The 23403-nt window shown below is 34.9% G+C and carries 25 protein-coding genes; 20 read left to right on the forward strand and 5 right to left on the reverse strand.

The features are described 5' to 3' along the window. Positions 1 to 56: 56 nt before the first annotated feature. From DCS32_RS13355 to DCS32_RS13365, 3 genes are read right to left on the reverse strand one after another with little or no spacing between them, the layout of a single operon-like run. Positions 57 to 617, reverse strand: coding sequence for an RsmD family RNA methyltransferase (locus DCS32_RS13355; protein WP_108878730.1), 561 nt, complete (start codon positions 615 to 617; stop codon positions 57 to 59). Beyond that, positions 614 to 1405: a DUF3822 family protein gene (locus tag DCS32_RS13360; RefSeq protein ID WP_108878731.1), complete on the reverse strand. Its 792-nt coding sequence runs from the start codon at positions 1403 to 1405 to the stop codon at positions 614 to 616. The genes DCS32_RS13355 and DCS32_RS13360 overlap by 4 nt, the downstream gene beginning before the upstream one ends. Further along, a complete protein-coding gene (locus DCS32_RS13365) occupies positions 1398 to 2048 on the reverse strand; it encodes a hypothetical protein (protein ID WP_013752279.1) in 651 nt (216 codons plus the stop codon). The genes DCS32_RS13360 and DCS32_RS13365 overlap by 8 nt, the downstream gene beginning before the upstream one ends. A gap of 114 nt (positions 2049 to 2162) precedes the next feature. Between DCS32_RS13365 and DCS32_RS13370 the strand changes: the two genes are divergently transcribed. The 4 genes from DCS32_RS13370 (at position 2163) to DCS32_RS13385 (ending at position 5765) form a co-directional block, all read left to right on the forward strand. Beyond that, complete coding sequence (locus DCS32_RS13370; RefSeq protein ID WP_108878732.1) at positions 2163 to 3599, forward strand: ATP-dependent RecD-like DNA helicase; 1437 nt, start codon at positions 2163 to 2165, stop codon at positions 3597 to 3599. Positions 3600 to 3767: 168 nt separating this feature from the next. Then, entirely contained in the window at positions 3768 to 4328 is a 561-nt protein-coding gene (locus DCS32_RS13375; protein WP_108878733.1) for a DUF4126 domain-containing protein, read from the forward strand. A gap of 157 nt (positions 4329 to 4485) precedes the next feature. After that, entirely contained in the window at positions 4486 to 5205 is a 720-nt protein-coding gene (gene kdsB / locus DCS32_RS13380; protein ID WP_108879297.1) for a 3-deoxy-manno-octulosonate cytidylyltransferase, read from the forward strand. A gap of 5 nt (positions 5206 to 5210) precedes the next feature. After that, positions 5211 to 5765, forward strand: a complete 555-nt coding sequence (locus tag DCS32_RS13385) for a 1-acyl-sn-glycerol-3-phosphate acyltransferase (RefSeq protein ID WP_108878734.1) — start codon at positions 5211 to 5213, stop codon at positions 5763 to 5765. 6 nt (positions 5766 to 5771) lie between these two features. Here DCS32_RS13385 and DCS32_RS13390 read toward each other — a convergent pair whose 3' ends face one another. Together DCS32_RS13390 and DCS32_RS13395 are read right to left on the reverse strand one after the other, a co-directional pair. Continuing rightward, a complete protein-coding gene (locus DCS32_RS13390) occupies positions 5772 to 6266 on the reverse strand; it encodes a hypothetical protein (RefSeq protein WP_108878735.1) in 495 nt (164 codons plus the stop codon). Positions 6267 to 6340: 74 nt separating this feature from the next. After that, positions 6341 to 6832: a Dps family protein gene (locus DCS32_RS13395; protein ID WP_108878736.1), complete on the reverse strand. Its 492-nt coding sequence runs from the start codon at positions 6830 to 6832 to the stop codon at positions 6341 to 6343. Between the two features lie 162 nt (positions 6833 to 6994). On the opposite strand from DCS32_RS13395, the gene DCS32_RS13400 reads away from it, so the two are divergent. From DCS32_RS13400 to DCS32_RS13475, 16 genes are all read left to right on the forward strand, one after another. After that, on the forward strand, positions 6995 to 7993 hold the full coding sequence (locus DCS32_RS13400) for an SDR family oxidoreductase (protein ID WP_108878737.1): 999 nt from the start codon (positions 6995 to 6997) through the stop codon (positions 7991 to 7993). Positions 7994 to 8030: 37 nt separating this feature from the next. Beyond that, positions 8031 to 9311 carry a nucleotide sugar dehydrogenase gene (locus tag DCS32_RS13405; RefSeq protein ID WP_162533659.1) on the forward strand — a complete coding sequence of 427 codons (1281 nt, stop codon included), beginning with the start codon at positions 8031 to 8033 and terminating at the stop codon, positions 9309 to 9311. Beyond that, complete coding sequence (gene rfbB, locus DCS32_RS13410; RefSeq protein ID WP_162533660.1) at positions 9311 to 10354, forward strand: dTDP-glucose 4,6-dehydratase; 1044 nt, start codon at positions 9311 to 9313, stop codon at positions 10352 to 10354. The genes DCS32_RS13405 and rfbB overlap by 1 nt, the downstream gene beginning before the upstream one ends. Next, positions 10354 to 11208 (forward strand): glucose-1-phosphate thymidylyltransferase RfbA, encoded by an 855-nt coding sequence (rfbA, locus tag DCS32_RS13415; protein WP_108878739.1) that lies wholly within the window; start codon positions 10354 to 10356, stop codon positions 11206 to 11208. Before rfbB ends, rfbA begins: the two co-directional genes overlap by 1 nt. After that, a complete protein-coding gene (rfbC, locus tag DCS32_RS13420) occupies positions 11208 to 11762 on the forward strand; it encodes a dTDP-4-dehydrorhamnose 3,5-epimerase (RefSeq protein WP_108878740.1) in 555 nt (184 codons plus the stop codon). Before rfbA ends, rfbC begins: the two co-directional genes overlap by 1 nt. After that, entirely contained in the window at positions 11762 to 12652 is an 891-nt protein-coding gene (gene rfbD / locus DCS32_RS13425; protein ID WP_108878741.1) for a dTDP-4-dehydrorhamnose reductase, read from the forward strand. The genes rfbC and rfbD overlap by 1 nt, the downstream gene beginning before the upstream one ends. After that, positions 12652 to 13455, forward strand: a complete 804-nt coding sequence (gene cysQ / locus DCS32_RS13430; RefSeq protein WP_108878742.1) for a 3'(2'),5'-bisphosphate nucleotidase CysQ — start codon at positions 12652 to 12654, stop codon at positions 13453 to 13455. The genes rfbD and cysQ overlap by 1 nt, the downstream gene beginning before the upstream one ends. 7 nt (positions 13456 to 13462) lie before the next feature. After that, positions 13463 to 14473 carry an NAD-dependent epimerase gene (locus tag DCS32_RS13435; protein ID WP_108878743.1) on the forward strand — a complete coding sequence of 337 codons (1011 nt, stop codon included), beginning with the start codon at positions 13463 to 13465 and terminating at the stop codon, positions 14471 to 14473. A gap of 88 nt (positions 14474 to 14561) precedes the next feature. Then, on the forward strand, positions 14562 to 15956 hold the full coding sequence (locus DCS32_RS13440) for a UDP-glucose 6-dehydrogenase (RefSeq protein ID WP_108878744.1): 1395 nt from the start codon (positions 14562 to 14564) through the stop codon (positions 15954 to 15956). Between the two features lie 147 nt (positions 15957 to 16103). Further along, the gene (gene pseB, locus DCS32_RS13445; RefSeq protein WP_108878745.1) at positions 16104 to 17117 is read left to right on the forward strand and encodes a UDP-N-acetylglucosamine 4,6-dehydratase (inverting); all 1014 of its coding nucleotides are present in this window, start codon (positions 16104 to 16106) and stop codon (positions 17115 to 17117) included. 8 nt (positions 17118 to 17125) lie between these two features. Continuing rightward, a complete protein-coding gene (gene pseC, locus DCS32_RS13450) occupies positions 17126 to 18319 on the forward strand; it encodes a UDP-4-amino-4,6-dideoxy-N-acetyl-beta-L-altrosamine transaminase (RefSeq protein ID WP_108878746.1) in 1194 nt (397 codons plus the stop codon). Beyond that, positions 18312 to 18998 carry a pseudaminic acid cytidylyltransferase gene (gene pseF / locus DCS32_RS13455; RefSeq protein WP_108878747.1) on the forward strand — a complete coding sequence of 229 codons (687 nt, stop codon included), beginning with the start codon at positions 18312 to 18314 and terminating at the stop codon, positions 18996 to 18998. The genes pseC and pseF overlap by 8 nt, the downstream gene beginning before the upstream one ends. After that, positions 18985 to 19986: a GNAT family N-acetyltransferase gene (locus DCS32_RS16095; protein WP_162533661.1), complete on the forward strand. Its 1002-nt coding sequence runs from the start codon at positions 18985 to 18987 to the stop codon at positions 19984 to 19986. The genes pseF and DCS32_RS16095 overlap by 14 nt, the downstream gene beginning before the upstream one ends. 4 nt (positions 19987 to 19990) lie before the next feature. Continuing rightward, entirely contained in the window at positions 19991 to 21010 is a 1020-nt protein-coding gene (gene pseI, locus DCS32_RS13465; protein WP_108878748.1) for a pseudaminic acid synthase, read from the forward strand. 33 nt (positions 21011 to 21043) lie between these two features. Next, on the forward strand, positions 21044 to 22243 hold the full coding sequence (locus tag DCS32_RS13470; protein ID WP_108878749.1) for a lipopolysaccharide biosynthesis protein: 1200 nt from the start codon (positions 21044 to 21046) through the stop codon (positions 22241 to 22243). Next, positions 22243 to 23403 (forward strand): hypothetical protein, encoded by a 1161-nt coding sequence (locus DCS32_RS13475; protein ID WP_108878750.1) that lies wholly within the window; start codon positions 22243 to 22245, stop codon positions 23401 to 23403. The genes DCS32_RS13470 and DCS32_RS13475 overlap by 1 nt, the downstream gene beginning before the upstream one ends.

The following is a 23403-nucleotide window of genomic DNA, read 5'->3' on the forward strand; positions in this document are numbered from 1 at the left end:
TTATTTGTTATACTATATGTTGTTACGCTTAAGCGAAAGCGTGCTTATATAAATTACTATTCTTCTTCGTCGCTTTCTGGCAGTTCAAAAAAGCTGAAGGCATTGCCACCATAATTACGTGTTTGTACATAATTACTAAACGAGTCCATCTTAGTATATTTTCCGTGTTCTATGATCAAGGTGCCATCTTGATCTAGCAAATTTTGTTTAAAAACAAGCGTTGCTATTTTTTCAAAATCTTTAATGTCAATATCGTAAGGTGGGTCTGCAAATATGATATCATAGGTACCTCTTGCTCGCTCTAGATACTTAAATACGTCACTTTTTATAGTTTGGATTGAAAATTCAAACTCCTCTGCCGTTTTATTTATAAACTGCACACAACCATAATTTGCATCTACGGCTGTAATCTGGTCTGAGCCACGTGATGCAAACTCATAACTGATATTTCCTGTACCCGCAAAAAGGTCTAAAACCCTAAGCTGGCTCATATGGTAATTGCTTCTCAGAATATTAAACAATGCTTCCTTTGCCATATCTGTGGTAGGGCGTACGGGTAATTTTTTTGGAGCAGCGATGCGGCGTCCTTTATATTTTCCTGAGATTATTCTTGTCATAGTAGTGTTGCGAGTAGGGATTGAGATCTTGTGAAGCTGGTAGACGGACTATCTTTAATAATAAGATGTCTGATGTACGTATGTGCTATACTATAAAATTCGTCGTCTTTTTCTATAGTACCTGTAAGTGTTACAGGTGTATTTTCTGGATTGAGTTCTAGTTGTTCTAGTGTGAAGAGTAGGTAATATATAAAATCTTCCTTGGCGCGTATCTCAAACCTATTAATAAAAAGTAGTTTTTTGTTCTTTACAACACCCATCTCAAAATAGGAGCCTTGTAAATTTATTAATACCTGAGCCTCTTCGTTATTAGAATACTCTTTAAGAAGATGTTTTGCAAATATTGTGGTACTGTGATAATACTCAAAGGATCCAAAAGTGTCAAAAAAGAAGTTGTTTATGTTTGAATACGGCACATAGACATTGATAAGATCATAAAAATCTATGGTGTCGTGAGCTATATAATCAGTACTTAAAATCTTTGTATTAAACTTAAGATAGTCTGCTGCTTTCTCACTATCAAATAGCGCCTGAGGGACAAGTGTAAACAATTCGTTAGCATAAACCACAATAACCTTTGAAAATGGTTGTGCAAGCGCCTCTATCTCTTTGAAAGCCTTTTCTATCTCAACAAGTAGGGTTGTAGGATTCACGTTTTCGCGAAAGCGTACTACCTCTGCATCCTTTATATCCTTAGAATGGATATGTTGAGTAAAAAAAGAAAGTCCATCCAAATGTATTTGGATGGACAGACTATATAATGAGTTAGAATGACCTTGATTAATCATCAACACCGTAACTTTTTGGGAAGTTACTGTTAGTATTAATAGAAACCATTGATCCTATAGTTAATGCATCTCCATTTACACCATCTACAGATACGATTTGCTTTTCTTTAGCAACATAGTCTTTAGGTTGGTCTGCAAGTAATATATCTTTCTTTAAAGAAATTTCAAATACTGGATACATGGTGTTGTTTTTTTCAATTTCTCCAGCGTCCATAGTATACTTTGCATCAATCCCTTCAATAGGTACATTGATCATTGTCTTATAACGATCTGAACCCTTAAATAAAGAATCCTTTACTGATTTAGTTCCTAAAGTATCTATTATTACAATATTCTTTTTTGTGTCAACACGGAAACGCTTAGTTTTCTCTACATCAAGAACCGAAGTATCTCTACGTTGAGTTATTGTGAACTCAGCTGTATCAATAAAACGAACTAGTTTGTCAAAGTCTTTTTCATATTTTCCTGTTACGGTTTTATGAGCTAACTGAGCTTTACGTAGATCTCTCATGTTAGTAATAGCGGCCTTATATCGCTTTTCTTTTATTTCATTAAATTCTACCTCTCCCCAAACTGCGTTAAAAAGAAGGTAACCTAAAGCGGCAATTACTACCCAAAGTACAAGCTGTATTACTAGTTTCATGTAATGATGTTTAAAATTAGTTATGGTTAGGAACAAATCTACAATTTTTTTTTACACACAAAAATTTATTATCTCATTTTTCATTATGTAATTTGCGAGCATTCTCAACCTCCTATGATTAAAGAACCCAGAGCATTTTACAAGCAGCTAGTTAAAGACTTTGTACACACACCTACTTTAAAGCAAGACAGGCTGTTAGAGCAATTGTCTACTTTTCTATTTGACACCTCTAAGGATAAAGTATTTGTTCTTAAAGGGTTTGCAGGTACGGGTAAAACAACGGTAATAGGGACTGTTGTAAAAAATTTATGGCAAGCTGGCATGACATCTGTGCTCATGGCACCCACAGGAAGAGCGGCTAAAGTGGCGAGTAATTACAGTAAAAAGCAAGCATATACCATCCATAGAAAAATTTATTTTCCTAAAAAAGAGCGCGGAGGCGGCGTTTCTTTTAGCCTACAACCCAATAAGCACAGAAATTGCATTTTTATAGTAGATGAGGCCTCCATGATTTCAGATCGAGCAGCAGAGTCGAAGTTTTTTGATAATGGATCACTCTTAGATGATATGATGCAATACATATATAGTGGACATAATTGTAAACTTATTCTAGTAGGTGATGAGGCGCAGTTACCGCCAGTAAAATTAGATATGTCTCCTGCACTTGATATTAAACTGCTCTCCATGCAGTATAATAAAAATGTCGAGACCATACAGCTTGATGAAGTAATGAGACAAGCAGAGGATAGTGGTATCCTTATGAATGCAACAGCCTTAAGGGAGCAACTCTCTGAAGAATTTTATGAAGATTTTAAATTTGAAATAGCAGGGTTTACAGATGTAGTACGACTTATAGATGGCCATGAGATAATGGACGCGATTAATGATTGCTACAGTAGCGTGGGAACGGAGGAGACAGCCATTATTGTACGATCTAACAAACGAGCAAACTTATATAATCAGCAAATTAGAAACAGAATTCTCTTCCAAGAAGAGGAGATATCTGCTGGAGATCATTTAATGGTTGTAAAAAACAACTACTTCTGGATTGACGCAAAAAGTGATGCAGGATTTATTGCAAATGGTGATATTATTAAAGTGTTAGAGATTCTGGCCATTAAGGAACTATACGGTTTCCGCTTTGCAGAAGTAAAAGTGCAAATGGTAGATTACCCACAGATGCAACCTTTTGAAACTGTTGTCATGCTTGACGTACTTACCCTTGAGACGCCAGCGCTTCCTTATGAGCAAGGTGACACCTTATATAAGGAAGTTCAAAAAGATTATGCAGATGAAACTTCTAATTATAAACGCTTTCAAAAAATAAAGAACAATAAATTCTTTAACGCACTACAGGTTAAATTCTCCTATGCAATCACCTGTCACAAATCACAAGGTGGACAGTGGGATAATGTTTTTATAGAACAGCCCTATCTTCCTGACGGTATGAATAAAGATTATTTGAGATGGTTATATACGGCCATCACACGATCTAAAAGTAAGCTGTACTTAATAGGTTTTAAAGACGATATGTTTGTAGAAGAGGCTTAAGTTATAGTTCTTTTGGAGCTATTTCCCGCTTTACGTTACAATTCCTCATCGCGGCTACGCCAGCTCTTGCGGGATTTTCACTACAATCGGGGCTAGGGTTAGGTTAGTACGTTGGCACTTTTCTTTTTCATTCTTACCTTGTGCACATTATTAGTTAAGTTTACCATTATGAGTTTTGAATTAATTGTAAGTATTATTTTAGGATTTTCTCTGGCGGCATCTGCTGGCTTTAGAGTGTTTGTCCCTTTATTAGTATTAAGTCTCTCGGCTCATTTTGGCTGGTTTCCAGTAAACAATTCATGGGAATGGGTGGGAAGTGTTCCCGCCTTAGTGTTACTAGGAGTAGCCACAATTTTTGAAATAGGAGCTTACTTTATTCCTTGGGTAGATAATATTCTAGATACCATTTCTGTGCCGCTTGCTGCAGTAGCGGGTACTTTATTAATGGTAGCAACGATGGGAGATATGGATCCCACCATCACATGGGCACTCGCCATTATTGCAGGAGGCGGAGCAGCGGCAGCAGTTTCTGGCACTACAAGTGCTACAAGATTAGGAAGTACTGCAACCACTGGCGGACTCGCAAACCCGGTAATCGCCGGGACAGAAACAATAGCTGCGACTACAGTCTCTGTGGCAAGTATATTTTCTCCTATTTTGGCACTTATTCTCGTATTGTTATTAGTGGGCCTAGTTTGGAAGGTAATTCGTCGTATTAGAAGAGCATAGCTTTTGTACTCTTTTCACTAACTTCGCTACTTGTTTTGAGGTGATGTATCACGCTTTCGCGGAACTCGTCCCCGAATTTACTTCGGGAAGTGTAAACACATCCTTTGTAATTTTCTAAAAAAGATACTTTTTGAGTAAAGAACTTAAAATTATTGCTATGATCCCTGCTCGCTATGCAGCCTCACGTTTCCCAGGGAAAATGATGAAGGATTTGGCTGGTAAGCCGGTAATTGTGCGCACTTACGAGAGTACTGTTGCAACAGGTCTTTTTGACGAAGTATTTGTAGTTACTGATAGTGAAGTTATTTACAAAGCGGTAGAAGAAGCTGGAGGTAAAGCAATCATGAGCATAAAAGAACATGAGAGTGGTAGCGATCGTATTGCAGAGGCAGTTGCAAGTCTTGATATAGATATTGTGGTAAATGTACAAGGTGATGAGCCTTTTACTACAAGAGAAGATCTTGAACCAGTACTAGGTGTATTCTATGGTGACAATGCAGATCAAATAGATTTAGCTAGCGTAATGATGCCAATGACGGAAGGAGTAGAAATCGAAAATCCCAATAATGTCAAGGTGATAGTTGATAACGCAGATTTTGCGCTGTATTTTTCTAGATCTCCTTTGCCTTATGTGAGAGATACTACAGCTGGTATCACCACTTATAAGCATAAGGGAATATATGCTTTTAGAAAGCAAGCTATTTTAGACTTTGCTTCTATGAACATGACTCCATTAGAGAAAGCAGAAAAGATAGAATGCATCCGATTTTTAGAATATGGTAAAAAAATAAAAATGGTACGTTCTTCCAAGCTTGCTATAGGAATTGACACTCCAGAAGATCTTGAGGAGGCAATAAAAATTTATAAAGGTTTATAAAAGTTATGGGATTTTTTAAATGGATATATAACGATGTAATCGGTTGGAAAGCAATAGGTGATTTTTCTCAGGATACCGTAAAAAAAGCGGTGGTAATAGCCGTGCCGCATACCAGTTGGCATGATTTTTACATGGGCATCTTATTGCGAAGTGCACTTGATGTTAAAATAGGATTTATAGGAAAGAAAGAGCTTTTTAAATGGCCTATGGGCCTTCTCTTTAAGGCCATGGGAGGCGCACCTATAGACAGAACTCCAGGTCAAGATAAAGTACAATCTATAGCAGATGTCTTTAAGGATAAAGAAGAATTTAGACTTACAATTGCCCCAGAAGGAACGCGTAAGAAAGTTGATAAACTCAAAACGGGTTTTTATTACATAGCCCTAGCAGCAGAAGTACCTATTATTATGGTAGCTTTTGATTTTGGCAAAAAAGAGCATCGTATTTCTAAACCACTATATCCATCTGGAAATATTGAAGAGGATATGAAAACTATATATGCATTTTTTAAGGGGGCTGTAGGGAAGGTACCTGAGTATAGTTTTACTCCAGAGGAATAAAAACAACTATGTTCTCTTAAGGATTATTTTTTCTTGATGCCCTATTTTTTTTGAAGACGCACCAGCTCCAAATAATAAAGGAGTACTAGAAAAGGTGGTTCCAAAGGTGGTAGCGGCTGCACTTACTTGTTCTATAGCACTTTTTAATTCTTGGGTTGTAAGAACATCTAGTGGATGCACAAAAACTGACCATAATATCCCATTTGATATGGCATATTTTACGTCAAGAGCTGAGTGAAAATTTGCTGTAAGCGTATCTAGTAATAAATCTTTATCTAGAGATGCTGCCTCAATTATAGGTGATATGATCCGCATACGGTTGTTTTGCTCATCAGTTAAGATGACTAAGGGAGTATCATTATAAATAGCTTGCCATCGGCCTGATTGACCTAATAAGCTATCTACTTTAGTTTCTAGTAATTTTTCAAGCGAATCATTATTTAGTTGTGCATTTAAAGAACTTACAAATAACAAAATGGCTAAAATAAAAAAATGTCTCATAACAAATAATTGAATATTATCTGTCGAGACATTTTTAGTATGCTAACAAGCTTTCATTAAGATTTAATAATCTCTTAAGCTTCTTTATAAGTTCCTGCTGTTTTCTTTCTCCATGCATCCAGCATCCAGCTTGTTTTTTCTAATTCACGTATGTATGCTCCAATAAGGTCGATAGTTCCCTCGTCACCAGCATCATCTGCTTTCTTCACAACTGCACTTAGCTGTTTTAAAATAATTCCATGGTCCTCGAGAATGTTATCGACCATATCTCTATCTGACAGATCTGATTTTGCTTCCTTTATACTGGAGTTTTTTAAATAATCAGATAAATTACTTGTAGGTGCAAAACGTAATGTAAGAATACGCTCTGCGATTTCGTCAATTTTTAATTTTGCATCATCGTATAATTCTTCAAATTTAATATGTAAATCAAAGAAATTTACTCCTGAAATGTTCCAGTGAAAGTTACGGAGCTTTTGGTAGTACACGTGGTAATCTGCGAGGAGTGTATTAAGTTCGTTTACTGTATGTTTAGTTTTTTCTGTATCTAAGTTTAAATAATTCATAGTTTTATTTTTTGGTTTATGTAAAGCTACGAATGCATTTAAACCTACTAAGACGCTGGTATAGGGTTTAATATAAGTTTAACCCGATTTGCTAAGGTTATGGTAAAATAAGCAAAGTTCTCTAGACAGTCGAAATACATTATATTTGCTCAAAATTTTTTTATGAACGATAGTGTGTATTCTCAAGTCAAAGGAAAGAAGATATTAGTAACGGGTGGAGCTGGATTTATAGGTTCAAATATTTGCGAGGTATTGATTGAGAATGGAGCAATTGTTACCTGTTTAGATAATTTGGCAACAGGTCATAAGCATAATCTTGATGCTATTATTTCAAATCCTAATTTTATATTTATAGAAGGTGATATTAGAGATATCAAGGTATGTGAGAACGCTATTTCTAGTTGTGACTATGTGCTTCATCAAGCAGCATTAGGCTCAGTGCCTAGGTCAATACAAGATCCAGCTACGAGCAACGAAGTAAATGTGGGAGGTTTTTTAAACATGCTTATTGCAGCAAAAGATAAAGGCATAAAACGTTTTGTGTATGCTGCCAGCTCATCTACTTACGGTGATTCTCAAGGATTGCCTAAGAAGGAAGATGTCATAGGGAAGCCCTTATCACCATATGCCATCACAAAATATGTTAATGAATTGTATGCAGATGTATTTCATAAAACATATGGATTAGATTGTATAGGTTTGCGATACTTCAATGTATTTGGTCGTAAGCAAGATCCTAATGGGGCGTATGCCGCTGTTATTCCAAAATTCACAAAATTATTAATGGACCATGAATCGCCAGTGATGAATGGTGATGGTACATTTTCTCGTGATTTCACGTATATTGACAATGTTATTCAGATGAATATCCGTGCTATGCTTACTGAGAATGAGGAAGCAATGAATACTGTATACAATGTTGCTTATGGAGAAAGAACTGATTTAAACGAACTTGTTGCAATTCTGAAAACTGAATTAAGTCAGTTTGATAGTGGAATTGCAGATGTTGAAATAAAATTTGGACCAAAAAGAGCAGGTGATGTACCTCATAGCCTAGCAAGTATTGATCGTGCAAGAACTAGAGTAGGGTACGACCCTCAATTCAGTATTAAAGACGGTCTCAAGGAAGCAATGGCGTGGTACTGGAAAAATTTAAAATAAAGTTTTTTGCTTTCGCGAAAGCATAAAAAATATAGATATGACAAAAATTAAAGTAGGAGTTATTGGATTAGGTTATGTAGGATTACCACTGGCTAGGTTATTTGGGACTAAGTACAATACGGTAGGATTTGATATAAACGAAAAACGTATTGCTGAACTTCAATCAGGCACAGATAGTACATTAGAGGTTTCTGACGAAGTATTACAAGGCGTTCTTAAAACTGATAATAATGAATTGAACGGTTTGTTATGTAGTGCAGATAGTAAGGATATTGAAGACTGTAACTATTATATAGTAACCGTTCCAACACCGGTTGATAAAAATAACAGACCTGTTCTTACCCCTTTATATAAAAGTAGTGAGACTGTAGGTAAGGTTTTAAAGAAAGGTGATATCGTAGTTTACGAGAGCACTGTTTATCCCGGTGTAACAGAAGATGAATGTGTGCCTGTTTTGGAACGTGTAAGCGGACTTAAATTTAATATAGACTTTTTTGTAGGCTATTCTCCAGAGCGTATCAATCCAGGAGATAAAGAGCACACTGTAGAGAAAATATTAAAAGTGACCTCTGGTAGTACTCCAGAAATAGGTAAGAAAGTGGATGATCTATATAGTTCTATAATTACTGCTGGAACGCATCTAGCTCCAACGATAAAAGTAGCTGAAGCGTCTAAGGTAATCGAGAATTCTCAACGAGATATCAATATAGCTTTTGTAAACGAACTAGCTAAGATTTTTAATTTGATGGGTATCAATACCCATGATGTCCTAGAAGCAGCAGGGACAAAGTGGAACTTTCTTCCTTTCAGACCGGGATTAGTAGGAGGTCATTGCATAGGTGTAGATCCGTACTACCTAGCACAGAAAGCGCAAGAATTAGGATATCATCCAGAAATTATTTTAGCAGGTAGACGTCTTAATGATAGTATGGGGGCTTACGTTGCTTCAGAAGTCGTGAAACTCATGCTTAAAAATGACATAAAGGTTAAGGGAGCACAGCTTTTAATGTTAGGAATTACTTTTAAGGAGAATTGTCCAGATGTTCGTAATACAAAGGTAACGGACGTGATAAAGAATTTAAAAGAATTTGGGGTTAATGTAACCATTTATGATCCATGGGTAAATGCAACTGAAGTAAAACATGAATATGGATTAGAGACTCTTACGGAACTTCCTAGAAAGAAATATGATGCCATTGTGCAGGCTGTGTCGCATAAAGAATTTAGCTCTTTGAATTTAGATGCGCTCAAAAAGGACAATGCTGTTGTTTATGATGTAAAAGGGGTGTTAGGTAGTAAAGCAGATGCTAAGCTATAATGAATATTCTTATTACAGGTGGAGCAGGTTTTATAGGGTCTCATGTGGTGAGATTATTTTTAGAAGTTTTTCCCAAAAGTCATATTTACAATGTTGATGCGCTCACATATGCAGGTAACCTAGAGAACCTTTCCGATGTAGATACGTCTAGCAATTATACATTTATAAAAGGGGACATCAATGATGCCCCTTTTTTGATGAATCTATTTTCAAAGTACGAATTTGATAAGGTAATCCATCTAGCTGCGGAGTCTCATGTTGATAGAAGTATTGAGGATCCTTTAGCGTTTGTGCAGACTAATGTTATTGGAACACTTAATCTTCTTAACGCGGCAAAGAGTATTTGGAAAGAAGATTATTCGTCAAAACTTTTCTACCATATAAGTACAGATGAAGTCTATGGTTCACTAGGTGAAAGCGGACTCTTCACTGAAACTACTTCTTACGATCCAAACTCGCCCTATGCAGCGTCTAAGGCGAGCTCAGATCACTTTGTGAGAGCGTTTGGAGAGACGTACGGTTTACCATATATAATTAGTAATTGCTCTAATAATTATGGGCCTAATCAGTTTCCAGAAAAATTAATTCCTTTATTTATAAATAATATTATCGAGGGTACATCTTTACCTGTTTATGGTGATGGGAATTACACGAGAGATTGGTTATTTGTAAAAGACCATGCGGCTGCAATAGCACTTATATTTGAAAAAGGTACATTAAAAGAAACCTATAACATCGGCGGTTTTAATGAGTGGAAAAATATTGACTTAGTAAAGCTATTGTGTGATATAATGGATAATAAGCTTTCGCGAAAGCGGGATTCTTCAAAATCACTTATAACTTACGTGAAAGACCGTCCGGGTCACGATAAACGCTACGCAATAGATGCCTCAAAAATAGAAAAAGAACTTGGTTGGAAACCATCTGTTACTTTTGAGGAAGGTTTAGAACTTACTGTAAATTGGTATCTTGAAAATAATCAGTGGCTCAAGAATGTGACTTCTGGTAATTACCAAGAATACTATAATAAAATGTATTCATAATGAAAGGTATAGTACTTGCAGGCGGCTCGGGGACGCGTTTATCACCACTTACCATAGCGGTAAGCAAGCAGTTGTTACCTGTATATGATAAACCAATGATTTTCTATCCTATATCTGTATTAATGCTTGCCGGCATTAAAGAGATATTAATAATTACTACACCAGAAGACAGTCATCTTTTTGAGCGTTTACTTGGTGATGGTAGCTCATTAGGATGTTCGTTTTCTTATGAAGTGCAAGAATCACCTAATGGTCTAGCAGAAGCATTTATTATAGGTGAATCATTTATAGGAAATGATAAAGTTGCCTTAGTATTAGGTGATAATATCTTTTATGGTAATGGCCTTAGCCAGTTATTACAAAGCAAAAATGATGTAGATGGCGCGGCTATTTTTGCTTATCCTGTAAGGGATCCAGAACGATTTGGTGTCGTCGCTTTCGATAAGGATATGAAGGCAACAAGCATTGAGGAAAAACCGAGTATACCAAAATCAAATTACGCAGTTCCTGGAATTTATTTCTATGATAACGAGGTAGTGGGGATTGCAAAGAAGATAAAACCGTCAGAACGAGGAGAGCTAGAAATTACTACAATCAATCAAGAATATCTCAAGAAGAAAAAACTTTCAGTAGGTATTATGAGTAGGGGGATGTCTTGGTTTGATACAGGAACAGTAGATGCGCTAGATGATGCAACAGAATTTATAAGGGTGATACAACGCAATCAAAGCACGATGATAGCATGTCTTGAAGAAATCGCCTATAAGATGAATTGGATATCATACGAAGCACTTAAGGCAAGTGCATCAAGGTATGGTAAAGGTGCTTATGCACAATATATAAATACTGTATAGTGGAATTTCAAAAAACAGCATTCAAAGATTTAATTATATGTACTCCAAAGGTGTTTGAAGATGATCGAGGTTACTTCTTTGAATCATATAATTCGGAAGCTTTTGAAAAATTTGCTGGTTTCTCCCCATCATTTGTTCAAGATAATCAGTCTAAATCATCTTTCGGAGTACTAAGAGGACTTCATTTCCAGATAGGAAAACATGCTCAGTCTAAACTTGTGAGGGTTATTGAGGGTGAGGTGCTGGATGTCGTTGTAGATCTTCGTAAAGAAGAGCCTACCTATGGAAAATCTTTTACTATCAAACTTTCGGGCATTAATAAAAAACAACTCTTTGTGCCTAAAGGAATGGCGCATGGGTTTATTACGTTGAGTGATACCGCTATTTTTGCATACAAATGTGACGCATTTTATGATCAAAAAAGTGAACGTGGACTGGCATACAATGATCCATCATTAAAGATTGATTGGTTACTTGATGAGCGTGAATTTCTGCTTTCCCCCAAGGATTTAGAGAACCCAATGCTCAGCGAACTTAAAAATATTTCTTTTTGATGAGTGTTACTGCGAGTAATATGGAGGTCACTTCAAAAAAGATTGTAGTCACTGGGGCTCTTGGTCAGCTAGGGATGGCGTTACAAGAGCAGTCTAAGCATCATGCTGATTTTGAGTGTATATTTCTAGCTAGAAAGGACCTTGATATAAGTTCTCGTGATAATATCTCATTAGTACTTAATAAACATCAACCAGATGTTGTTATTAATACTGCTGCTTATACAGCTGTAGATGCTGCCGAAGATGATAAAAAACAGGCTTTTCTTGTTAATGAAACTGCAGTAGGTTATCTCGCCGAGGAGTGTAAAAAGCGAGATTGTGCATTAATTCATGTCTCTACAGATTATGTCTTTGATGGTAATAAATCCACTGCCTATGTAGAAAGTGATAAACCTAATCCGCAAACAGTTTATGGTGCGTCAAAACTAGGCGGAGAACTCTTAATTGAGTCTTCAAAAATATCAAAATACGCTATTATTCGTACCTCATGGGTGTACAGTGTCTATCGTCATAACTTTGTCAAGACAATGTTGCGTTTGGGAAAAGAACGTGATTCGCTCTCTGTTGTCAATGACCAGTTGGGTTGCCCTACCTGGGCAAATGACCTTGCAGATACTATTTTAACTGTTGCCCGAGAATTGAAAGAAGATAGTTCCGGTGTTTATCATTATTCTAATAAGGGAAGTATTACTTGGTATGATTTTGCAAAAGCCATCTTTGAGAACGCACAAATCGATGTGCTCATAACTCCAGTAACAAGCGATTTATTTCCTACCAAAGCAAAACGACCTAAAAATAGTGTGCTAGACACGCATAAGATTAAAAAGCAATTTCAAGTTGATATTCCAGAATGGGAATATTCGCTCCAAAAAATGCTCAAAGGACTATAATGAATGAATCTTGGAAAACTATCGCAATTCAAGCTGCAATAAAAGCAGGGAAAGTAATTATGGATGTTTATCATCGTGATTTTGATGTTGCACATAAATCAGATAATTCTCCGCTCACTGAGGCAGATCTAAAAGCTCATGAAGCTATTTTAGCTCATCTTAAGCAAACTGGGATTCCAATATTGAGTGAGGAAGGAAGTGAAATACCTTTTGAAATTCGTACAAAATGGGATCATTTTTGGATGGTAGATCCTCTCGATGGTACTAAGGAGTTTGTAAAACGCAACGGTGAGTTTACGGTAAATATCGCATTAGTAGTAGATGATAAACCTGTTTTTGGTGTGATTTATGTCCCTATAATGAAAACTATCTATGCTGGTGGATCTGATGATGGAGCTAGTTATAAGTTGGTTGATCCCAAAGATGATATGTCATGGGAAACGTTGATAAATAAGGCAATCCCGCTTTCGCGAAAGCTTAAAAAATACACAGATCTTAACCTTATTAAAGTGGTTACAAGTCGCTCACATTTAAATTTAAAAACGCAAGAATTTGTAAAGAACTTGCAAAATGCAGGTAAAAATACAGAAGTAGTACCATCTGGTAGTGCGTACAAGTTTTGTCTTGTTGCAGAAGGAACTGCAGATGTATATCCACGTTTTGGGCCTTGTATGGAATGGGATACTGCAGCAGGAGATGCTATTTGTGAAGGAGTAGGAGGAGCTGTTTATGTTGAGAATACAAGTGAGAAACTATTATACAATAAAGAATCACTTTTTAGTCCTAACTTCGTAGCACATTAATTGATTTATGAAAATTCTTGTTACTGGCGCTGCTGGATTTATAGGTTATCATCTTTGTAAACGCTTACTGAGCGAGGGTCACACTGTGGTAGGCCTCGATAATATAAATGATTATTATGATCCACAACTCAAGTTTGATAGACTTAAAGAGCTGGGTGTGGTGAAGGAACAGGCGGAAAAGTGGAATACACTTTCTACTAGTAGTCTAGAGGACAACTTCTCATTTATTAGATTAAATCTCCAAGATAGAGTCGAAGTTCCAAAGCTATTTAAATCAAATTCTTTTAACCAAGTCTGTAATCTCGCGGCTCAAGCAGGAGTGAGATACTCTATAGAAAACCCAGAAGTGTATGTAGATACTAATATTGTTGGTTTCTTGAATATTTTGGAATGCTGTAGAGATTATAAAGTTTCAAAATTAGTTTATGCTAGTAGTAGCAGTGTTTACGGTAATAGTAAAGAGGTCCCTTTTACAGAAAAACAGTCTGTAGATGAGCCCATAAGTATTTATGCAGCGACTAAGAAATCTAATGAGTTAATGGCGCATACGTATAGTCATCTATTTAATATAGAGACTGTAGGATTACGATTTTTTACCGTTTACGGGCCTTGGGGAAGACCAGATATGGCAATGTTTTTATTTACAGATGCTATACTCAATAAGAAACCTATTAAAGTTTTTAACGAAGGTAATCTTTCACGAGACTTCACATTCATATCAGACATCATAGATGGTGTGATGGCAGTGATTTCGGGTTCATCAAAGTCTAAAAATGAAATTTATAATATTGGAAATAGTAAACCTGTCAAGTTATTAGATTTTATTTCAGCATTAGAGGACGAAATAGGTGTAACTGCGATAAAGGAAATGATGCCTATGCAAGATGGCGATGTGCATAGAACATGGGCAGATGTTTCCTCACTACAGAAAGATTTTGGCTATGAGCCTTCAGTTGCTGTTGCTGAGGGGATTGCAGCTTTTGTAACTTGGTTCAAATCTTATTATGTAAAGTCTTAAGTACGCTTTCGCGAAAGCGTAAAAAAAAACCACAATTACCTTATTATTCAAACCGCTATATTTGCGATTTGCTAGAAATTTGATATAAATGAAGATTAAGAATATTTGCTGTATTGGTGCAGGGTACGTAGGAGGTCCTACGATGTCTGTGATAGCATTAAAGTGTCCAGATATTAAGGTAACTGTAGTGGATCTTAATGAAAAACGTATTGCCGCTTGGAATGATGAAAATTTGGACAACTTACCAATTTATGAGCCAGGACTTGCCGAAGTAGTAGGAGAGGCTAGAGGAAGGAATTTATTTTTCTCAACAGAAGTAGATAAGGCAATAGATGAAGCAGATCTTATTTTTATCTCTGTTAACACACCAACAAAGACTTACGGTGTAGGAAAAGGTATGGCTGCCGATCTCAAGTATATCGAACTATGTGCGCGCCAAATTGCAAGAGTTGCAACGTCTGACAAGATTGTAGTGGAAAAGTCAACACTTCCGGTACGCACGGCAGAAGCACTTCAAAATATCTTACATAATACGGGGAATGGCGTGCGCTTTGATATTTTATCAAATCCTGAGTTTCTGGCAGAAGGAACTGCAATTCAAGATTTGTTAAATGCAGACCGTGTTTTAATAGGTGGAGCCTCTACACCAGAAGGAATAAAAGCAACAGATGCTCTTGCGGAGATATATGCACAATGGTTGCCTGAAGAACGTATTTTGAGAACCAATGTATGGTCTTCAGAGCTTTCTAAACTTACGGCCAATGCTTTCTTAGCGCAACGAGTTTCCTCTATAAATGCCATGTCAGAACTTTGTGAAGTTACTGGAGCAGATATTCAAGAAGTAGCTAGAGCAGTAGGTACAGATTCTCGTATAGGCCCTAAATTTTTAAAAGCTTCTGTAGGTTTTGGAGGGTCTTGTTTCCAGAAAGACATTTTAAATCTTGTTTATATTGCCAAAACGTATGGACTTGATGAAGTAGCCGATTATTGGGAACAGGTAATTATTATGAATGATTATCAAAAAAGACGATTTGCAGAGAAGATAGTGAAGACGCTTTTTAACACAGTTTCTGGAAAAAAAATAGCGCTACTAGGTTGGGCTTTCAAAAAGGATACTAATGATACCCGAGAATCTGCAGCCATTTATGTAGCAGATTATTTACTCAATGAACAAGCGGAAGTAGTGATTTATGATCCAAAGGTTTCTAAAGAACAGGTTTTAGCAGATTTAGATTATTTAAATTCTCGTTCTGAAGCTGAAAATAGAGCACTTGTTACAGTGGTTACAGATCCTATAGAGGCTTGTGACAATGCGCATGCTATTGCGATTATGACTGAGTGGGATGAATTTATAGGATATGACTGGCAAGAAATTTATAACCAGATGCAAAAGCCTGCGTTTATTTTTGATGGAAGGGCTATATTTGCGATAGATGAAATGAAGGAGATTGGGTTTGAAATGTATGTAATAGGGCTTGGGTAGCCATTAATGCTTAGATTTCTATTTACTCTCAATAACAGATTAATGGCGTTATTTATTTGTTTATTCTTTATAGAAAGGGAAATTTGTTGTGATAGTCTATTTAAAAAAGAATAGAAACATAACTTCAGTTATATAAAAACCATTTAGATGAATTTAAAAGACAAATCAATTTTAATTACAGGAGGAACGGGATCTCTTGGAAAGGCACTTACTTCACATATCTTAAAAAATAGTCCAGATATTAAAAGGCTAGTCATCTTTTCAAGAGATGAACAGAAGCAATTTGATATGGCTCAAGAATACCCAGTCTCAGAATATCCTCAAATACGTTTTTTTATCGGTGATATTAGAGATTATGATAGAGTGAAAAGAGCATTAAAAGGAATAGACTACGTAATTCATGCCGCGGCAATGAAACATGTCCCTATTGCCGAATACAACCCGATGGAATGTGTTAAAACGAATATTTTGGGAGCAGAGAATTTGATTAATGCTTGTCTTGAGACTGAAGTTACTAGAGTTGTAGCTTTATCGACTGACAAAGCTGCTGCTCCTGTAAACTTATATGGAGCAACAAAACTAGCATCTGATAAATTGTTTGTTGCGGCTAATAATATTACAGGATGGAACCCAATTAAATTTAGCGTAGTACGCTATGGAAATGTAATGGGGTCTAATGGTTCTGTTATTCCCTTTTTCTTAAAAAAAAGAAAAGAAGGAGTTCTTCCTATAACAGTAGAATCTATGACACGATTTAATATTTCCTTACAGGGTGGTGTTGATATGGTGATGCATGCTCTAGAACATGCTTGGGGTGGTGAAATATTTGTTCCAAAAATACCTAGTTATAAAATTATGGATATTGCAGAGGCCATAGGTCCTGAATGTGATAAGCCTATTATAGGAATAAGACCAGGAGAAAAAATTCATGAGGAAATGATCACTAGCTCTGATTCATTTTACACCTATGATTTGGGTAAATATTATACCATATTGCCGGCTACTCACAAATGGAATTTGGAAGAATTTATATCTAGTTTTGATGCCAAAAGAGTTGAAGATGGATTTAAGTATAATAGTGGGGAAAATGATGATTGGGAAACAGTAGAAGGACTTCGTAAGCTAATAGTTGAACATGTTGATTCTGATTTTAAAGTTTAATTAATAATATGTCAAACCTAATACCTTACGGAAGGCAGAATATTACTCAAGAGGATATACTTGCAGTGACAGAAGCACTTCAATCAGATTACCTTACACAAGGACCACGCATAGCTCAGTTTGAAGTGGAATTTGCAGCTTACGTTGGTGCAAAATATGCAGTAGCTGTTTCTAACGGTACTGCAGCACTACATTTAAATGCACTAGCTTTAGGTGTGAAGCCTGGAGATAAGGTTATTACAACATCTCTTACTTTTGCTGCGTCAGCAAATTGTATTAGATACTGTGGAGGTGATGTTGTTTTTGCAGATATTGATCCAGAGACTTATTTGTTAGATATTAATTCAGTACGTTCTTTATTAGAAAAGTCTCCAAAAGGAACCTATCAAGGATTAGTTCCAGTAGATTTTGCTGGAAGAGCAGTAGATCTTGAGGCTTTTAGAGCCCTTGCAGATGAGTACGGTCTCTGGATTATAGAAGATAGTTGCCATTCACCAGGAGGTTATTTTATAGATAGCACAGGGGAGAAGCAACACTGCGGTAATGGTAATTTTGCAGATTTAGCAATATTCTCATTTCATCCTGTAAAGCATATTGCATGTGGTGAAGGAGGAATGATAACTACAAATGACGAGTCACTTTACAAAAAGCTTTTAGCACTTAGAACTCATGGAATTGTAAAGGACGATGACTTGTATACTAACAGTGTGGAGTTCGCTTCCGCGAAAGCGAGTACAGAACAATATCCTGCTTGGTATATGGAAATGCAAATGTTAGGGTACAACTATAGAATTACTGATTTTCAGGCAGCATTAGGTTCCAGCCAGCTGTTAAGAGCAAACAGCGGTATAGAGAGAAGAATTCAGATAGCGCAGCAATATTTTAAAGCCTTTGAAGGAAAGAGCTATATTCATGGTCAAAGTGGAGTAATTGAAGGTCATGCATATCATTTATATGTGATTGAGGTAAATGATCGATTAGGGCTATATAACTACTTGAGAGAACATAGTATTTATGCTCAAATACACTATATCCCTTGTCATCTAATGCCATATTATAGAGATTTAGGATGGAAAGAAGGTGATTTACCTCTAGTTGAGGCTTATTATGGACAGTGTATAAGCTTGCCTATGTTTCCTACATTAACAGATACAGAGCAGCAATTTGTTGTTGATACAATAGATAGTTTTTATAATGAATAGTATCTGTATCATACCAGCTCGGGGAGGTAGCAAACGTATTCCTAGAAAAAATATTAAATCCTTTTTAGGAAAGCCTATCATTGCTTACTCTATAGAAGCAGCTATAAAATCACAGCTATTTGATGAGATTATGGTTTCTACAGATGATGAGGAGATAGCTGCTATTGCAAAGGATTACGGTGCAGTAGTACCTACGATGCGATCTGCACAAAACGCAAATGATCATGCAACTACTTTTGACGTATTAGATGAAGTATTGGAATATTATTCATCTTCATTAAATAGAAAATTTGATTATGCCTGCTGTATTTATCCCACCGCACCATTTGTTACAAATGTGACTTTATTTAAAGCTTTTGAAACCTTAAAGAAAGAAAATTTTGATACTGTTTTTCCAGTAATGAGATTTGGATTTCCTATTCAAAGAGCATTGAAAAAAACAAGCTCTCATAAAATTGAATTTTTTAATGAAGAATTTCAAAACACTAGAAGTCAAGATCTAGAAGCTGCATATCACGATGCAGGTCAATTTTATTGGTTTCATGTAGAGAATTGCTTAAAAGCAAAAAGTTTGATTACAAATAACTGCGGTAGTATAGATATTAAAGAAACAGAAGGGCAGGATATTGATAATGAAATAGATTGGAAACTAGCAGAATTAAAATATGAACTCTTATAAGGCACTTTCACGACAAGAATTTTCTTCTGGAGAATTTAAAATTGTACCTATACGTTCTGAAGATCGTATAGATATTATGAAGTGGCGTAATGAACAAATGTACCATTTGCGTCAATCGCAACTTTTAACTTTAGAATCTCAGAATAAATATTTTAATACTACAGTAAAGTCTTTGTTCAATCAAGAAAAGCCTAAGCAGCTACTTTTTTCTTTTTTAAAAAATGATATCTGTATTGCTTATGGAGGTTTGGTTCATATTAATTGGGTAGATAAGAATGCAGAAATATCCTTTATTATGGATAGTACTCTAGAAAAAGAGTTTTTTGAAGACTTATGGTTTGTTTATCTAGGTTTAATTGAAAAAGTAGGTTTTCAGGAGTTAGATTTCCATAAAATTTTCACTTATGCCTTTGATTTAAGGCCTAGATTATATATAGCACTTGAAAAGGCTGGCTTCCATAAAGAAGTAACTTTAAAAGAACACTGTTTGTTTGAAGAGAAATTCATTGATGTTATTATTCATAGCTTAATTGCTGATTCATTTGTTTTGAAAAAGGCCACATTGAATGATGTACAAGCAACATTTAATTGGGCTAGTAATCCTGCAATTAGATCTTTTTCATTTAATCAAAATAAAATTCTACTTAAAGATCATATTAAATGGTTTAATAATAGACTAAGTGATAATAATTGTGAGTATTTTATCGCTTATGATGGAATTAATAGAGTAGGTTCAATTAGGTTTGATATTACTAATAACAATGCCTTATTAAGTTACTTAATAGATCCTGAGTTTCATGGTAAAGGATTTGGAACTCAAATATTAAAAGATGGAATAGCGAAGCTGAAAAATATTCGAAACGATGTAGATATAATTTCTGGATTTGTAATTCCTGAAAATAAAGCCTCAGTTTACATTTTTAACAAACTACAATTTGATGTAGAAACTGTTGAAGATAATTTATATTTTTCTTTGAAAATCAAGTAAAATTATGCGTTTAAATAATCAAACTTATATAATTGCTGAACTTTCTGCTAATCATGGCGGTCAATTAGATATTGCCTTAGACACAGTAAGAGCAGCAAAAAGGGCAGGAGCTGATGCCATTAAGCTACAAACTTATACCGCCGATACCATTACTTTAGATTGTGATAAACCAGATTTTAAAATTAATCAAGGTACACATTGGGATGGACAGTACCTCCATGATCTTTATAAGGATGCCGCACTACCTTGGGAATGGCATAAACCTATTATGGATTTAGCTAATGAATTAGGAATTGATTGTTTTTCATCTCCTTTTGATCATTCTGCCGTAGACTTTCTAGAAGGCTTAAATGTTCCAGCCTATAAAATTGCCTCTTTCGAAATAACAGATATACCTTTGATTGAATATGCTGCATCAAAAGGTAAGCCTATGATTATTTCAACTGGAATTGCTGGAATTGAAGATATAGAATTAGCAATCGCAGCATGTAAAAGATTTGATAATCACGATATAACTATTTTAAAATGTACTAGTGCTTATCCTGCTGCTCCTGAAGATGCAAATTTGTTGACCATTAATGATATTAAAGAACGATTTAATGTTAAAAGTGGATTGTCGGATCATACAATGGGAATAGTAACTCCAGTAGTTTCTGTAGCAATGGGTGCAACAGTAATTGAAAAGCACTTCATTTTGGATAAAAAAATAGGTGGAGCAGATGCGCATTTTTCATTAGATGAAAAGGAGTTTACAGATATGGTAAATGCTGTAAGAGAAGCAGAATCAGTTATAGGGAAGGTTGATTATGAAATGACGAAAAAAAAACTTAAAAGTCGTGAGTTTTCTAGATCTCTATACGTAGTAGAAGACATTAAAAAAGGTGAAAGATTTACGGCTAAAAATGTTAGGTCTATCCGTCCTGGATTTGGTTTACATCCTAAGCATTATAACGAAGTTTTAGAGTCTAATGCTTCAAGAGATTTAGAACGAGGTACGCCGTTAAGTCTTAGTTTTATAGATTAATACATATTGAGACTAAGTAAAATATAAGTAACTATGAAGTTTTCTTTAAATTTATTGGGAACCTTTTTAGACAAAGGGATACCGTTGATTATAGGTATACTTCTTTCTAAATATATGACCAGTGAGTCATTTGGAACATGGTCGCTATTTTATCAATTTTTATTGATTGTAAATTTAATTGCGACATCTCCAGTTTTAGGTTTTTTTAGCCGTTACTTTTTTCAGTCATCGTATGATGATAAATCCGTAATGGTTATTTATAACTATGCTTTTGTATTTCTGATATTTGTTTTCTCTTTTATTATTTTTTACGGATTCTTTCAACCATTTACACGAGTTAGTCTACTAGAGATTTTATCTTTATTAGGCTTTACATCCTACATTTATTATACTCTTTACTTAAGATTTATAAAAGAGGATTTAAAATATGTTTTGAGTGCATTACTACGTATTACAGTTTTGATAGTCACTATAGCCATTGGATATTATTTTAGTGGAATAATAACATATGAACTTCTTATTACTGCTTTTTGTTTAAGTCATGTTTTAAGCTTAATTCAAGCGTTAAGAAAATATAAGCTTAAGAAAAAGTATGCGCAACTCGAATTAAGAGAATTCTTAAGCCTATCTATTTATGGAATAAGCTCTTCTACGGTTAATGGATCAGATAAGTTCATAATATTGGCATTAGGTAATTCTAAAGCTTTTTTAGGTGTCTATTCTTACTTTTTCACTTTAGCGTCTGCACCTAATTTATTAGTTGAGGCATTTAAGAAAATATATACACCAATACAGTTTAGAGAATATGCAGAAGAAGGTAAGTTGACTTCTAAAACAAAAAAGGGAATTATAACCTTTCTTTTAGTTTTTAGCTTTATACAACTCGCAGGACCCTTAATTTTATACAGATTCTTACTTTTCCTCAAAATGGTAAACGTCGAGTATATTGCTGTTGAGAATGTTGAGTATTTACTCTTATTATTTTCTTTTGGTTTATATGGATTTAGTATTTATCACTTTATAAACCCATATCTTATTTATTTTAAGAAAACTCTATTTATGACCTTCTCTCTAGCAGCTGCTTTCGTAATCTATTTATTATTTTTGCATTTTGGGTATGGCTCAAATGATCTGTTTTATTTAGCAATTTGTAAATCAGTGATGCTGGTTAGTGCCACTATATTGACATTCCTTTGTTCTAAATTATTTATAAAAAAAAGTCTCTCAAACTAATGAAAAGTTCAAATTTAGTCTACGCCTACGAGTACAGCCAGACTAGGTGGGATCATTTTAAAAAAATGGGAGGCTCACATAATTCTTTTGTTTTAATAATCATTATTATTCTTGGTATATTATTCTCACCTTTTTATTGGCTCATTCATTATGTATTAACATTATATGTTGCTAAGGTTAAGATTGCAGATACTGTATCATTCTGTTTTACTGCAAATCATATAACAGTAATGGATAAAATTAAAGAGAATTCATTTCAAAATATAAATATTGGAACAGGTGAATCTAATTTCTCTAATAAATTATTAGTCTTATTCATTTTTAGTAGTTATAACTTTTTTTCTAATTGCTTTACAATTTTAAGAAATAGACATATGAATTTTAATGCTACTAAAGTATTTAAAACCATAGCTCTTTCAAATTTATTTCAAATGATATTTGAAAAACATGCTATTAAAAATGTAGTGCAATTTAATGACCACGGACCATTACATTTTGATTTATATAGACAAGCAAAGTTAAGTAACGCTAAAACTTTTTATATTCAGCATGCACCAATTACCAAGGAGTTCCCGCCTCTTTATCATGATGTAAATATTTTATTTAGTCAGGATAGTTTAGATAAGTATAGAAAAGAAAATGATAGGATAGAGGTTATTTTAAATAGAGATCTCCGATTTCCTAAGCAACTTAATATATTATCGAAAAACCCTTTAAAAGTTGTATTGTGTCCTAACATTTTAGATAGTAAGGCAGAGATTATTATCACTTACAATAATTTAATTAATGAAGGTTTTGAAGTCCTTCTTAGAAATCATCCTGCCGATCGAAGACAATTCCCTAAGGAATTTTTATTAAGCTCTAATGAGAGTATTTGGGATGATTTTGCCGATGCCAAATATGTTGTGACAAATGAATCTGCTGTTACTTTAGAAGGTTTATATAGCAATTGTATTTGTTATAAAACGTGTTGTTGGTCTGATTCTATAGATGGTTATGGATTTATGGAAAAGGGATTGATTTTACGTGAAATTAAAACTCAAGGAGCTCTCATAGATTCGATTAAAAAGAATTTAATTTTGACTGATTCATCTAAATTATCTTATTTCATAGGAGATCAGAAGAAAAAATTCTATTTAAAAAACTTTTTGATTAACTAA

Source organism: Dokdonia sp. Dokd-P16, assembly GCF_003095655.1.
Classification (GTDB): domain Bacteria; phylum Bacteroidota; class Bacteroidia; order Flavobacteriales; family Flavobacteriaceae; genus Dokdonia.

What these genes read in the sequence shown, in the direction of transcription:
- DCS32_RS13355 (WP_108878730.1), bottom strand. Translation starts at nt 617, where the DNA reads ATGACAAGAATAATCTCAGGAAAATATAAAGGACGCCGCATCGCTGCT.
- DCS32_RS13360 (WP_108878731.1), bottom strand. Translation starts at nt 1,405, where the DNA reads ATGATTAATCAAGGTCATTCTAACTCATTATATAGTCTGTCCATCCAA.
- DCS32_RS13365 (WP_013752279.1), bottom strand. Translation starts at nt 2,048, where the DNA reads ATGAAACTAGTAATACAGCTTGTACTTTGGGTAGTAATTGCCGCTTTA.
- DCS32_RS13370 (WP_108878732.1), top strand. Translation starts at nt 2,163, where the DNA reads ATGATTAAAGAACCCAGAGCATTTTACAAGCAGCTAGTTAAAGACTTT.
- DCS32_RS13375 (WP_108878733.1), top strand. Translation starts at nt 3,768, where the DNA reads ATGAGTTTTGAATTAATTGTAAGTATTATTTTAGGATTTTCTCTGGCG.
- kdsB (WP_108879297.1), top strand. Translation starts at nt 4,486, where the DNA reads ATGATCCCTGCTCGCTATGCAGCCTCACGTTTCCCAGGGAAAATGATG.
- DCS32_RS13385 (WP_108878734.1), top strand. Translation starts at nt 5,211, where the DNA reads ATGGGATTTTTTAAATGGATATATAACGATGTAATCGGTTGGAAAGCA.
- DCS32_RS13390 (WP_108878735.1), bottom strand. Translation starts at nt 6,266, where the DNA reads ATGAGACATTTTTTTATTTTAGCCATTTTGTTATTTGTAAGTTCTTTA.
- DCS32_RS13395 (WP_108878736.1), bottom strand. Translation starts at nt 6,832, where the DNA reads ATGAATTATTTAAACTTAGATACAGAAAAAACTAAACATACAGTAAAC.
- DCS32_RS13400 (WP_108878737.1), top strand. Translation starts at nt 6,995, where the DNA reads ATGAACGATAGTGTGTATTCTCAAGTCAAAGGAAAGAAGATATTAGTA.
- DCS32_RS13405 (WP_162533659.1), top strand. Translation starts at nt 8,031, where the DNA reads ATGACAAAAATTAAAGTAGGAGTTATTGGATTAGGTTATGTAGGATTA.
- rfbB (WP_162533660.1), top strand. Translation starts at nt 9,311, where the DNA reads ATGAATATTCTTATTACAGGTGGAGCAGGTTTTATAGGGTCTCATGTG.
- rfbA (WP_108878739.1), top strand. Translation starts at nt 10,354, where the DNA reads ATGAAAGGTATAGTACTTGCAGGCGGCTCGGGGACGCGTTTATCACCA.
- rfbD (WP_108878741.1), top strand. Translation starts at nt 11,762, where the DNA reads ATGAGTGTTACTGCGAGTAATATGGAGGTCACTTCAAAAAAGATTGTA.
- cysQ (WP_108878742.1), top strand. Translation starts at nt 12,652, where the DNA reads ATGAATGAATCTTGGAAAACTATCGCAATTCAAGCTGCAATAAAAGCA.
- DCS32_RS13435 (WP_108878743.1), top strand. Translation starts at nt 13,463, where the DNA reads ATGAAAATTCTTGTTACTGGCGCTGCTGGATTTATAGGTTATCATCTT.
- DCS32_RS13440 (WP_108878744.1), top strand. Translation starts at nt 14,562, where the DNA reads ATGAAGATTAAGAATATTTGCTGTATTGGTGCAGGGTACGTAGGAGGT.
- pseB (WP_108878745.1), top strand. Translation starts at nt 16,104, where the DNA reads ATGAATTTAAAAGACAAATCAATTTTAATTACAGGAGGAACGGGATCT.
- pseC (WP_108878746.1), top strand. Translation starts at nt 17,126, where the DNA reads ATGTCAAACCTAATACCTTACGGAAGGCAGAATATTACTCAAGAGGAT.
- pseF (WP_108878747.1), top strand. Translation starts at nt 18,312, where the DNA reads ATGAATAGTATCTGTATCATACCAGCTCGGGGAGGTAGCAAACGTATT.
- DCS32_RS16095 (WP_162533661.1), top strand. Translation starts at nt 18,985, where the DNA reads ATGAACTCTTATAAGGCACTTTCACGACAAGAATTTTCTTCTGGAGAA.
- pseI (WP_108878748.1), top strand. Translation starts at nt 19,991, where the DNA reads ATGCGTTTAAATAATCAAACTTATATAATTGCTGAACTTTCTGCTAAT.
- DCS32_RS13470 (WP_108878749.1), top strand. Translation starts at nt 21,044, where the DNA reads ATGAAGTTTTCTTTAAATTTATTGGGAACCTTTTTAGACAAAGGGATA.
- DCS32_RS13475 (WP_108878750.1), top strand. Translation starts at nt 22,243, where the DNA reads ATGAAAAGTTCAAATTTAGTCTACGCCTACGAGTACAGCCAGACTAGG.